General features: G+C 63.9%; 9 protein-coding genes. 6 read left to right on the forward strand and 3 right to left on the reverse strand.

Translation table 11 applies throughout. The features are described 5' to 3' along the window. Positions 1 to 5 precede the first annotated feature (5 nt). The 5 genes from HZB53_00910 to HZB53_00930 all read left to right on the forward strand — a co-directional run bounded on the left by HZB53_00910 (position 6) and on the right by HZB53_00930 (position 7,693). On the forward strand, positions 6 to 1,007 hold the full coding sequence (locus HZB53_00910) for an ABC transporter ATP-binding protein (GenBank protein MBI5876182.1): 1,002 nt from the start codon (positions 6 to 8) through the stop codon (positions 1,005 to 1,007). After that, a complete protein-coding gene (locus HZB53_00915) occupies positions 1,004 to 2,002 on the forward strand; it encodes an ATP-binding cassette domain-containing protein (GenBank protein ID MBI5876183.1) in 999 nt (332 codons plus the stop codon). The genes HZB53_00910 and HZB53_00915 overlap by 4 nt, the downstream gene beginning before the upstream one ends. A 158-nt stretch (positions 2,003 to 2,160) precedes the next feature. Beyond that, positions 2,161 to 4,086: a twin-arginine translocation signal domain-containing protein gene (locus tag HZB53_00920; GenBank protein ID MBI5876184.1), complete on the forward strand. Its 1,926-nt coding sequence runs from the start codon at positions 2,161 to 2,163 to the stop codon at positions 4,084 to 4,086. Positions 4,087 to 4,382: 296 nt separating this feature from the next. Then, positions 4,383 to 5,582 (forward strand): FAD-binding oxidoreductase, encoded by a 1,200-nt coding sequence (locus HZB53_00925; protein ID MBI5876185.1) that lies wholly within the window; start codon positions 4,383 to 4,385, stop codon positions 5,580 to 5,582. Between the two features lie 200 nt (positions 5,583 to 5,782). Beyond that, complete coding sequence (locus tag HZB53_00930; protein MBI5876186.1) at positions 5,783 to 7,693, forward strand: twin-arginine translocation signal domain-containing protein; 1,911 nt, start codon at positions 5,783 to 5,785, stop codon at positions 7,691 to 7,693. 495 nt (positions 7,694 to 8,188) lie between these two features. On the opposite strand, the gene HZB53_00935 is transcribed toward HZB53_00930, so the two are convergent. Genes HZB53_00935 through HZB53_00945 form a run of 3 tightly spaced genes read right to left on the reverse strand, consistent with a single transcriptional unit; the run spans position 8,189 to position 10,019 of the window. Next, the gene (locus HZB53_00935) at positions 8,189 to 8,587 is read right to left on the reverse strand and encodes a hypothetical protein (protein ID MBI5876187.1); all 399 of its coding nucleotides are present in this window, start codon (positions 8,585 to 8,587) and stop codon (positions 8,189 to 8,191) included. Further along, positions 8,584 to 9,060 carry a hypothetical protein gene (locus tag HZB53_00940; GenBank protein MBI5876188.1) on the reverse strand — a complete coding sequence of 159 codons (477 nt, stop codon included), beginning with the start codon at positions 9,058 to 9,060 and terminating at the stop codon, positions 8,584 to 8,586. Before HZB53_00940 ends, HZB53_00935 begins: the two co-directional genes overlap by 4 nt. Next, on the reverse strand, positions 9,057 to 10,019 hold the full coding sequence (locus HZB53_00945) for a formylglycine-generating enzyme family protein (GenBank protein ID MBI5876189.1): 963 nt from the start codon (positions 10,017 to 10,019) through the stop codon (positions 9,057 to 9,059). Before HZB53_00945 ends, HZB53_00940 begins: the two co-directional genes overlap by 4 nt. A 421-nt stretch (positions 10,020 to 10,440) precedes the next feature. On the opposite strand from HZB53_00945, the gene HZB53_00950 reads away from it, so the two are divergent. Then, positions 10,441 to 11,982 carry a long-chain-fatty-acid--CoA ligase gene (locus HZB53_00950; protein ID MBI5876190.1) on the forward strand — a complete coding sequence of 514 codons (1,542 nt, stop codon included), beginning with the start codon at positions 10,441 to 10,443 and terminating at the stop codon, positions 11,980 to 11,982. Positions 11,983 to 12,198 lie beyond the last annotated feature (216 nt).

The following is a 12,198-nucleotide window of genomic DNA, read 5'->3' on the forward strand; positions in this document are numbered from 1 at the left end:
CGACTATGACACAACAAAACACAAAACCGATCCTCGAGGTCGACAATCTGCGCACCCACTTCTTCACCCGCAATGGCGTGGTGAAGGCGGTGGACGGCATCTCGTTCAAGATGCACGAAGGCGAAACGCTGGGCATCGTGGGCGAGAGCGGCTGCGGCAAGTCGATCACCGCGCTGTCGCTCATGAAGCTGATCCCGCATCCCGGCAAGGTGGTGACCGGCAACATCCACTTGCAGACCGACTCCGGCATGGTCGATGTGACGCAGATCTCCGACCGCCAGATGGCGGATATCCGCGGTAACAAGATCGCCATGATCTTTCAGGAACCGATGACGTCGCTCAACCCGGTGCTGACCATCGGCTACCAGTTGACCGAACCGCTCAAGCTGCACCTAGACATGAACGACGAACAGGCGCGCAAACAGGCCGTTGACCTGTTGAAGCGCGTCGGCATCCCGGCGGCGTCGGATCGGCTGGGCGATTACCCGCACCAGTTCTCGGGCGGTATGCGCCAGCGCGTGATGGTCGCCATGGCGATTGCCTGCACGCCGCTGCTGCTGCTCGCCGACGAGCCGACGACCGCGCTCGACGTGACGATCCAGGCGCAGATCCTCGACCTGATTCGCAAGATGAACACCGATCTGGGCGTGGGCGTCGTGCTGATCACGCACGACCTCGGCGTCGTGGCCGACCTGTGCCAGCGCGTGATTGTCATGTACGCCGGCCAGATCATCGAAGAAGCGCCGATCGACGACATCTTCAACCGCCCGGCGCATCACTACACGATCGGCCTGCTGCGCTCGGTGCCGAAACTCGGCGTCAACGTCAAGGAACGACTCATCCCCATGAAAGGCCTGCCGCCCGACCTGCTGAACCCGCCGGCCGGCTGCCGCTTCTACGCGCGCTGTCCGGCGCGCCAGGAGAAGTGCAAAGAGCAGCCGCCGCTGACGCGCGTCAGCGCGCAGCATCAGGTAGCCTGCTGGTTCCCGCAGGAGCGACCCGCATGACGACCAACACCAGCGATCCGACCAAGGTACTGCTGTCCGTGCGCGGTCTGAAGAAGTATTTCAAGATCGGCGGCGGCATGATTTTCGACCGCCAGGGACGCACCCTGAAGGCGGTCGACGACGTCACGTTTGACGTATTTGAAGGCGAGACGTTCGGCCTGGTGGGCGAGTCGGGCTGCGGCAAGACCACGCTCGGACAGTCGATCGTCCGCCTGTACGAGCCGACCGACGGGCAAATCATCCTGAACGGCCAGGACATCGCCAAGCTGGGCGATGAGGCGCTGCGGCCGCTGCGGCGCAATATGCAGATGATCTTCCAGGACCCGGCGTCGAGCCTCGACCCGCGCATGACGGTCGGCGATATCATCGGCGAGCCGCTCGACGTGTTCCGGGTCGGCACGAAGTCCGAGCAGAAACAGCGCGTGCAGGACCTGCTCAAGGTCGTCGGCCTGAACCCGTTCTTCGTCAACCGCTACCCGCACGAGTTCAGCGGCGGCCAGCGCCAGCGCATCGGCATTGCGCGCGCCCTGGCGCTGAACCCGCGCCTGATCATCTGCGACGAGGCCGTCTCGGCGCTCGACGTGTCGGTGCAGGCGCAGGTGCTGAACCTGCTCAGGGACCTGCAGGCGCAGTTCGGGTTGACCTATATCTTCGTCGCGCACAACCTGGCGGTGGTGGCGCACATCAGCGACCGGATCGGCGTCATGTACCTGGGGCGCCTGGTCGAGATGGGCACGACGTCCGAGATTTACGACACGCCCAAGCACCCATACACGCAGGCGCTACTGACGGCGATTCCGGTGCCGACGGTCGGCGCCAAGAAGCGTCAGCGCATCATACTGCAGGGCGACGTGCCAAGCCCGCTCAACCCGCCCAGCGGCTGCCCGTTCCACCCGCGCTGCCCGATCGCCAACCTGCCGCGCTGCGCGACGGAGATCCCGGTCTTCGAGGAAAAGTCAAAAGGGCACTGGGCGGCCTGTCACTACACGAACTAGAACTCATCGCGGGATCGGCGCCACCGGTCTCGAGGACTAAAGCCGGACGAGAATGCTGAAGGAGGTGATGTAAGTTCGCGATTGCGATCGCATTGACTTTGTACAGGCACGGTGTTCCAAACAGAAGCACACACTGACTCTCAACCCTGGAGGAGAGAATGTCCGAAAAGAACTGGGCAAATGACCTGGATCAGGTCAGGCAATTTGAAGAACGCGCCTTGAGCGCGGGCATGAACCGCCGCACGTTCCTGAAGATCCTGGCGGCGGCCGGTGCGAGCAGCGCCATCCTCGCTGCTTGCGGCGGCCCGACGACCGCGCCGACCATGGCGCCGGTGGCGCCGACCGCGGCCGGCCCCGCGGCCACGACCGCTCCCGCGGTGGCGACCGCAACCAGCGCGCCGAAGCCGACGACGGCCGCGACGACCGCCGCCGTGCAGCCGCCCGCCGGCGGGAAGGTGCCGGATGCGGAGCAGGTCTTCCGCGACGGCTCCTACATGCCGGCCGAGCCGGCCAGCATGGACTTCAACGGCAACCTGTACTGCGCCGGTTTGACCGAGATCTGGGCCGGCCTGCTGAACTTCAACTTCGACTACAAGCCGCAGCCGTACCTCGCCACGTTCACCCAGAAGGACAACGTGTTCACGTTCACGATGAAGGACGGTGTGAAGTGGACCAACGGCGACCCGGTGACCGCCAAGGACTTCGAGTGGTCATGGATTCGCATGCTGCATCCGGGCACCAAGGCGCCGTACTCGTCGCTGCTGTACGATGTCAAGGGCGCCGAAGCGTTCAACAACCGCAAAGACCTGAAGGGCACGCAGGCCGAGATCGAAGCGGCGAACAAGGAAGTCGGCATCGTGGCGACCGACGCCAAGACGCTGGTCGTCACGTTGAACGGCCCCTACGGCTACTTCCCGACGATCGTCGCCTACATCGCCGCGCTGCCGAACCACCGCGCGACGCTGGAGAAGACGGGCGAAGTGTTTGGCGACGCGGTGAAGGCGTCCGAGCCGGCCGTCATCACGACCAACGGCCCCTTCAAGCTGACCAAATGGACGCACGAGAAGGTGATTGAGATGGAGCGCTGGGACGGCTGGACGGCCGGACCCAAGCCGACGATCCGCAAGGTCATCTACCCGGTCATCGCCGACACGCAGGAACTGGCGTCGTACGAGAAGAACGAAGTCGACCGCGCCAATGTCCAGCCGGCGGAGATCAAGCGCGTGAAGGCCGACGCGAAGCTGAGCAAGGAACTGATCACCTATTCGGGCACCGGCGTGTTCTACCTCGTGCCGAACCCGAACATGAAGCCGTTCGACGTCAAGGGCGTCCGCCGCGCGATCAACCACGCGATCGACCGCGCCGCGATCGTCAAGAGCGTCCTGCAGGACGTCGGCAAGATTTCGTACACCTTCGACGGGCCCGACCTGCCGCACTACGTCGATCCGGCGAAGTATCCGAAAATTGTCGAACTGTGCAAGTTCGATCCGAAGCTGGCGATGGACGAACTGAAGGGCACGCCGTACGAAGGCGGCAAGAACTGGCCGGCGATTAAGCTGTCGTATCGCACGGGCGAAGAGCGCATCGGCTCGACACAGGCGGTGCAGGCGATCCAGGCGATGTTGAAGGACAACCTCAACATGAGCGTGGAGCTCGACCCGGCCGAGCAGAAGGTGTTCCGCCCGAACATGTGGGACCACAAGCAGCAGTTCACGTGGATACGCTGGTACTCAGACTACCCGGACTCGAACAACAACCTGTATCAGGTTTGGTACTCGGGCTCGGGCGCGTCGGGTCACCGCCACGACTTCGCGAACCCGGCGTTCGATAAGCTCGTGACCGACGCGAAGGTCGGCACCCTGGATGAGCGCACCGCGAAGTACGCGCAGGCGGAACTGGTCGGTCTCGAAGACGGCTACGCGACGTATGTGTATTACCTGTACTCGTCGCGCACGTACAAACCGTGGGTCGGCGGCGTTCCGAAGAACTCCCGCGGCGAAATCGTGCAGGATGTGAATATCTTCTTCGCCATGCCTGAGACGCTGTTCATTCAGGAAGCGGAAGGCCGGCCGAAGCTGTCCTAGTTTCAAAAACATCGTCGCCGGGTGCTGTTTGACCTGGTTACAACCTGAACGACACACGCGGGGCCGTAAGGCCCCGCGTGTGTTTTTTTGCGCAGTGTGACAACGCATCTGAAAAGGCATGCATGTGGAGCGTCCCGCGCCATTCGACGGCGCTTGGTGGCGCTAAGGATGCGCTCCGATTGGCGTCAAGTAATCATGGAATAGCCCTACTCACCAAATAGCCGCTTTTGCCCGCTCGGAGTATAATCGTTGCAATTCCCCGAACCTGGCTGATGGATCCCTCAAGGAGAGTTCACATGGACCAAACTGCGGACGTCGTCGTGATTGGCGGCGGCATGCTCGGATGTTCTACAGCCGTGCAGTTGGCACTGAAGGGCGCAAAGCGTATTGTGCTGCTGGAGAAGGGCGCACAGGTCGCCGTCGGCGCGAGCGGCGCGAGCGGCGGGCTGGTGCGCATGCACTATACCGTCCCGGCGGCCGTAAGCCTCGCCTGGCGCAGCCTGCACCTGTGGCAGACCTGGAACGACTGGGTCGGCGCGCCGTCGCCGTTCGTCAACAGCGGCTTCGTGATGATTGTCGGCCACGGCGATGGCGACGTCCTGCGCGCCAACGTGCGTATGATGCAGGGACTGGGCGTGGATACAGAGGTCATCTCGGTTGACGACTTGCGTGCGCTGATACCGGGCATCTACACCGATGACATTGGCGGCGTATCGTACGAACCGCAAAGTGGCTATGCCTATCCGGTGGACGCGACGCAGGGGTTGGCCAATCGCGCGCGCGCGCTCGGTGTCGAGATCAAGTTTAACACAGCGGCAACGCGCATCCGCACACAGTCGGGGCGCGTGAGCGGCGTCGAGACGAGCGCCGGCGTCATCACCACGCCCTCGGTTGTACTGGCCGCCGGCGCGTGGGCCGGCAGACTGGCGCAGACGGCCGGCGTCACGCTCCCGCTGACGCCGAGGCGCGGCATGGCGGCTAACAGCGGCTGGCCCTCGGGCATGGGACGCCATCCGGTCATTATTGACCGTGCGTTGGGGATGTACACGCGCAACGATCGCAATCAGCGCAACCTGTTCGGCATCGAGCCGGCGTTGCCGGTTGAGCCTGATGCGCCCGACGCGTTCGAATTGGAAGCTGGCAGAATGGAGCCCGCGCTCGCCGTCATCAAGCGGCGACTACCGCGCATGGCGCTCTCCAGCGACCCCACCGGGTGGGCCGCGCCGGAAGCTTACACTCCGGACGGGCAGGTCCTCCTCGGGTTGGCACCTGGCGTGAGCGGCCTCTACCTCGCGACGGGTGGCAGCCTGACTAGCTTCAAGACCGCGCCGGCCATTGGCGAAGCGGTGGCGGAGCTGCTGCTCGAAGGGCAAAGCAAGCACGTGGATAGCACGCTGTTCCGCGCGACCCGCTTTGCGGAAGGCAAACTGCTGACTGGAGAGCACGAATACGCGTCGACCATGGCCGGGGACGAAGGAAAGCAGTCGCCCGGCTAACATCCTTGGCATCAATCGCTCTCAGACCTGTCTGGTCGAACCGATCGGTCGGGCTGGACGCACAATTTGGCGCGCACGTCTCATGGTCCAATGATGAGTACACCATGTGAAGGAGGTGATACAGAGCAAAGACTACAAGCCCCTTCCAGCAGGTGAGTTGGCCGATACGCAGTTCGAATGCAGCGCTTTAGGAGGAGAGAATGCCAAACAACGATTGGGTCAACGACCCAGAGCAAGTCAAGTTGTTCCAGGCCCGTGCCGAGTCCGGCGGTATGAACCGCCGCACGTTCCTGAAGATCCTGGCGGCCGCCGGTGCGAGCAGCGCTATCCTGGCGGCTTGCGGCGGCCCGACGACCGCGCCGACCATGGCGCCGGTGGCGCCGACCACGGCGGGCACGGCCCCGACCGCAGCGCCTGCGGTAGCCACGCCGACCAAGCCCGCCGCGGTTGCGACCACCGCCGCCGTGCAGCCGCCCGCCGGCGGGAAGGTGCCGGATGCGGAGCAGGTCTTCCGCGACGGCTCCTACATGCCGGCCGAGCCGGCCAGCATGGACTTCAACGGTAACCTGTACTGCGCTGGCTGCACGGAGATCTGGGCCGGCCTGCTGAACTTCGACTTCGACTACAAGCCGCAGCCGTACCTCGCCACGTACGTCCAGAAGGACAACGTCTTTACCTTCACGATGAAGGACGGCGTGAAGTGGACGAATGGCGACCCGGTGACGGCGAAAGATTTCGCTTGGTCGTGGGTCCGCATGCTGCACCCGGGCACCAAAGCGCCGTACTCGTCGCTGCTGTATGATGTCAAGGGCGCCGAGGCGTTCAACAACCGCAAGGATCTGAAGAGCACCAACGAGGAGATCGACAACGCGGACGTCGGCATCAAGGCTGTGGATGACAAGACGCTGGTCGTCACGCTGAACGGCCCCTACGGCTACTTCCCGACGATTGTCGCCTACATCGCCGCGCTGCCGAACCATCGCAAGACGGTTGAGAAGACGGGTGAAGTATTTGGCGATGCGGTGAAGGCGTCCGAGCCGGCCGTCATCACGAGCAACGGCCCGTTCAAGCTGACGCAGTGGGTGCACGAGAAGACGTTGACGATGGAGCGCTGGGACGGCTGGACGGCCGGACCCAAGCCGGCGATCCGCAAGGTCATCTACCCGGTCATCGCCGACGTGCAGGAACTGGCGTCGTACGAGAAGAACGAAGTCGACCGCGCCAATGTCCAGCCGGCGGAGATCAAGCGCGTGCGCGCCGACGCGAAGCTGAGCAAGGAACTGATCACCTTCTCGGGCAGCGGCGCGTTCTACCTTACCGGTAGCCCGCTCATGAAGCCGTTCGACAACAGGGGCGTCCGCCGTGCGCTCAACCATGCGATCGACCGCGCCGCGATCGTCAAGAACGTCCTGCAGGACGTCGGCAAGGTCGCCTATAGCTTCGACCCGCCGGACTTCCCGCACTACCTCGATCCCGCGAAGTATCCGAAAATCGTCGAGCTGACGAAGTTCGATCCGAAGCTGGCGATGGACGAGTTGAAGGGCACGCCGTACGAAGGCGGCAAGAACTGGCCGCCGATCAAGCTGTCGTATCGCACGGGCGAAGAGCGCATCGGCTCGACGCAGGCGGTGCAGGCGATCCAGGCGATGTTGAAGGACAACCTCAACATGAGCGTGGAACTTGACCCGGCCGAGCAGAAGGTGTTCCGCCCGAACATGTGGGACCACAAGCAGCAGTTCACGTGGGTGCGCTGGTACTCGGACTACCCGGACTCGAACAACAACCTGTACCAGAATTGGTATTCGGGTTCGGGCGCGTCGGGTCACCGCCATGACTTCAACAACAAAGACTTTGACAAGTTCGTGACCGAGGCGAAGGTTGGCACGCTGGCCGAGCGCACCGCGAAGTACGCGCAGGCTGAGATCCTGGGCCTCGAAGAAGGCTACGCGACGTACGTGTACTACCTGTACTCGGCGCGCACGTATAAGCCATGGGTCGGCGGTATTCCGAAGAACTCCCGCGGCGAAATCGTGCAGGACGTCAACATCTTCTTTGCCATGCCTGAGACGATATACATCCAGGAAGCGGAAGGCCGGCCGAAGCTGTCCTAGTTTCTAGAATACCGTCGCTGGGCGCTTTCTGACCTGGCGGCAATCTGAACGACCAACGCGGGGCCGTAAGGCCCCGCGGTTCTATTGACGGGTGACGGGCAGCGATGAGTGAACCGTGAACGAAAAACAGCGAACGGTAGTGCTGTTTTGTGATGAGTATGTCCCCAAGCGATTGTTGTATGTGTCAGCACGGTGTAGTATTCGCCGCCCTCCCCCGGCCCCCTCCCAGCGAAGCTGGGAGGGGGAGTAAGTCAAAGGGGATTGGCGCGGCGGCAAAGCCGCCGCGCCAATCCCCTTTAGCGTTTCCCCTTCTCCCCCGCAAGGCGGGGGAGAAGGGGCCGGGGGATGAGGGGGCGCACTTCAAGCACCTGTGCTTGCAACAGCTTTGAGGACATAGTCAAACAAAAACAGTATAGGCGGTGCGCCGACCGCGGCCGTCAATCATCGGCCCGGGGACATGCGGCCGCAAGCGCCGGTCGCGGAGACACGATCCGCCTAGCGCCACCGGCGGCGCAGCGCAGCGCGCGCGAACGCGCCGAGGACGCCGCCGACCGCCACAAACGGGCTGGCCGTCACGCACGAAAAGGCGGTGATGTACTGGGCGTTGTTGATGAAGGTGATGGTGTTGGGCACCAGATCCAGCATGGCGGGCAGGCTCAAGACATATACACTGACGGCGGCGCCGATGGCGATGCTCGCGCCAGCCACGACCAGCGCATCGCGCGTTGGCGCGACGACGAGGAAGCAGAGGGTGAAGACAATCGTCGTCCCAGCCATCAGGCCGCCCGTGTCGATATTCCAGCGCGAGAAGTCGCGCATCCACGGAGTGAACATGACTAAAATGGCGCCGAGCGCCAGTCCGAGCGCCGTGGCGGCCAGCACGCGATTGATCATGGCATTTCGAGGTTCAGCCGGTAGAGCAGATTGAAGTCGCTGAGCGGCGTCGTCACCTTGTAGCTGCCGGTCAGGGCCCACGGCTGCGGCTTGCCGTCCGCGCGCGCGCGCGCGTCGGCCAGCGCGGCCGGGATAACGACCAGATCGAGCGGCAGCTCCACAGTGGCGCCGGCGCCCACGGTCCGTTCGCCCAGCGCGTGGTACGTCTTGCCGACCGTGACGTTGCCGCTCCAGACGAACAACTCCAATTGGCTGATTTTCAGGTCGAGTGGCGAGCGATTCTGAATCTCGATGACAGCCGCGCCGTCGGCGCGCTCCGTGGGCGGCACAAAGCGCACGACGCGCCAGCGCAGGTCGCGCAGCGAGCGGATCGACGCGACGTAATCGCCGCCGACCTGCGTCAGCGCGAACAGGCTGCCGGCGCCGAGCAGCAGCCAGAAGCCAAAGGCCAGCCAGTCCGAACGCGTGCTCACGATCGCGGGGCAACCGGCACCGTCGACGCGCAGCGAAAGCCGACGGCGACGTACATGTAGTCGGGGTTCTGCGGGTAGCGGTGGGCGCTCCGGTAATGATCCTCGAAGTAGCTGCCGAATCCGCCGCCGCGCAGCACGCGCTGGCCGGGCGCAGCCGGATCGTTGCGGCCGTCGCCGGCCGCATAGGGGTATGGCTTGTAGAGGCTGGCGGTCCATTCCCAGACGTTGCCGGCCAGATCCTGCGCGCCATACGGGCTGTCGCCCGTGGGCGAGAAGCGCCCGACCGGCATGGTGGACCTGGCGGCATTGTCCGCGATATTCGTATTGCAGCGCGTCGCGTCGAACGCGTTGCCCCACGGGTAGCGCCGGCCATCCGTGCCGCGCGCCGCTTTTTCCCACTCCGCCTCGCTCGGCAGGCGTTTGCCCGCCCAGCGCGCGCACACCATCGCTTCATACCATGAAACGCCGACGACCGGCTTGTCCGGCGGGTTCCACTCCTCATCGAACCAGTGGTACGGTGCGCGGCGCTGGCCCTGCCTGGCGACGATGGTGCGGCCTTCCTCAAAGCCGTCCCACGCCTCGACGGATTCGTTGTACGGCACGTCTTCCCAGAAGAAGCCGAACTGCTTGTTGGTGACCGGCGTCTTGTCGATGTAGAACGAATCGACCCACACCGTGTGTACCGGTTGCTCTTCGCTGCTGTCCGTGCTGCCCATGGTGAACGGGCCGGCCGGGACAAAGACCATGCCGGGCGGCGTCAGCGCGCTCAGGAAATTGACGGCCAGCGGCCAGTCGACCTGCGCCAGCGCGGCGATGGCCTGTGGCTTGTCCGGGCGATTGCCGCCGATAATGCCGATCAGTTGTGCTACGGCGGCGTCGGCCATGCGCGGGGCGGCGCCGGTGGCGCGCCATTCGTCAACCTGCTTCTGGAACTCTGCAATTAACTGTTCGTCCGTCATGCGCTCCATGCTCCCCGATTATTGCGTGCGGGCGCGACGCCCGCCGATCATCCCTGGGCGAGTATAACCCAATTCGGGCCGGTCGGCAACGTCGAGCGCAGGGGGGCAGCAATTCTCAATTTGGCTTTGGACGCGTACTGTCCAATGCCGGCTTGCTATGAACTTGGCCCTCTAGTGCTTGTCACGCACGCTGGCTCGACAAGTACGCGGCGTTGCCCTCCCCGTTAGCTTTTCCCCTTCTCCCCCGCGCGCGCGGGGGAGAAGGGGCCAGGGGATGAGGGGGCATATTGGCGGCCGACTCCAAAATGAGAATTGCTGGCAGGGAGGCGCGGCGAAACCCGATTGGTGCGCGCCTGCAAACTCTGCTACAATGCCCGCCAACAGCCACCCCATCCCCGCGCTGTGCACGAAAGGAGCCGCCATGAACCTTGCCGATCTGGCCGAGACCAATATCAAGTTGTATGGTGAATACCCGTTCCTGACCTACGAGGGCAAAGCGTATTCGAATACTGATCTGCGGCGGCTGGCGTGCCGGCTGGGCAACGGGCTGCGCTCGCTGGGCGTGGGTCCCGGCGGCAAAGTCGTCGTGCTGATGCCCAACTCACCGGATGTGATCGTGGCATTCCAGGCGGCGTTTCGGCTGGGTGCTACCGTGATCCCGGTCATGTTCATGCTCGGCCCCCAGGAGATCAACTACATCCTGGCGCATTCCGAAGCGGAAACGGTGGTGACCCATTCGCAGTTCTACGACAAGGTCAAACAGGCGGCGCAGGGGGTGGCGAGCGTCAAGCGGATTGTGCTGGCCGACAAATCAGTCGACGGCGCGCCGTCATTCAGCACGCTGATCGACGGGCAGTCGGACGATCTGCCGATCGCGCCGACCGGCGCGCATGACGTGGCCGTCATGCTGTATACCTCCGGCACGACGGGCCGCCCCAAGGGCGTGATGCTGACGCACCTGAACTTGTACTCGAATGCGAAGCTGGCGGCGGTGACGACCGAATTTGAGCGCACCGACTTCAGCGACAAGCCGACCATAGCGCTGCTGGCCCTGCCGCTGGCGCACTCCTATGGCTTGACCGTGATGAACGTCGGATTCCTGGTCGGCGGGCGCTACGTGCTGATGACCTGGTTCGAGCCGGAAGCGGCGATGCGGCTGATACAGCAGCACAAGGTCACCAGTTTCTCCGGCGTGCCGACGATGTACGCGTACATGCTGAATCACCCCAAGGTCGACCAATTCGACCTGTCTTCGGTTACGAGCTGGGGCAGCGGCTCCGCGCCGCTGCCGGTCGAGATCCAGCGCAAGTTCGACGCCAAGATCGGCAAGGAGATCTTCGACGGTTACGGGTTGAGCGAGAACTCGCCGGTCGTTGCAGCCAGCCGGCCGACCATGCCGAACAAGCGCGGTTCGATTGGCGTGCCGATCTACGGCATCGACATCTCCATCGTGGATTACGACGACAAGCCGGTGCAGCGCGGCGAGATCGGCGAGCTGCTGGTGCGCGGGCCGAGCGTGATGAAGGGTTACTACAAGAACCCGGAACTGACGGCGCACGTGCTGCGCAACGGGTGGCTGCACACCGGCGACATGATGCGAATGGACGAGGACGGCTACCTGTGGGTGGTCGAGCGCAAGGACGACATGATCATTCGCGGCGGCGAGAACATCTACCCGCGCGAAGTGGAAGAGGTGCTCTACCGGCATCCGAAGGTCGCCGAAGCGTCCGTTATCGGCGTGCCCGACGCCGAGATGGGGCAGGAAGTGCAAGGCTATGTGGTGCTGCGCCCGAACGAGCAGGCGACCGAGGCCGAGTTGGTCGAGTTTTGCCACGGACATATCGCAAAATTCAAGTCGCCGAAGCATGTTGCGGTGGTCGCCGCGCTGCCCAAGAACCTGATCGGCAAGACGCTGCGCAAGGAACTGCGCCGCATGTACCAGGAAGCACAGGCGGCGCGCTAGGGCTGGCGCCACCGAAGATCCGACGGGTCTGCACGGCCTGTCAGGTCTGGCCGATACGGGTAGTCACAGCGTACAGCAATTCTCATTTTGGAGTCGGCCGCCAATATGCCCCCTCATCCCCTGGCCCCTTCTCCCCCGCGCGCGCGCGGGGGAGAAGGGGAAAAGCTAACGGGGAGGTGCGCGGCGGCGCAGCCGCCGCGCACCTCCCCTTAGAAA

Source organism: Chloroflexota bacterium, from assembly GCA_016235055.1.
Taxonomy (GTDB): Bacteria; Chloroflexota; Anaerolineae; order JACRMK01; family JACRMK01; genus JACRMK01.

Coding starts and splice junctions, on each gene's coding strand:
- HZB53_00945 (MBI5876189.1), bottom strand. CDS start 10,019: ATGACGGACGAACAGTTAATTGCAGAGTTCCAGAAGCAGGTTGACGAA.
- HZB53_00925 (MBI5876185.1), top strand. CDS start 4,383: ATGGACCAAACTGCGGACGTCGTCGTGATTGGCGGCGGCATGCTCGGA.
- HZB53_00935 (MBI5876187.1), bottom strand. CDS start 8,587: ATGATCAATCGCGTGCTGGCCGCCACGGCGCTCGGACTGGCGCTCGGC.
- HZB53_00950 (MBI5876190.1), top strand. CDS start 10,441: ATGAACCTTGCCGATCTGGCCGAGACCAATATCAAGTTGTATGGTGAA.
- HZB53_00920 (MBI5876184.1), top strand. CDS start 2,161: ATGTCCGAAAAGAACTGGGCAAATGACCTGGATCAGGTCAGGCAATTT.
- HZB53_00910 (MBI5876182.1), top strand. CDS start 6: ATGACACAACAAAACACAAAACCGATCCTCGAGGTCGACAATCTGCGC.
- HZB53_00930 (MBI5876186.1), top strand. CDS start 5,783: ATGCCAAACAACGATTGGGTCAACGACCCAGAGCAAGTCAAGTTGTTC.
- HZB53_00915 (MBI5876183.1), top strand. CDS start 1,004: ATGACGACCAACACCAGCGATCCGACCAAGGTACTGCTGTCCGTGCGC.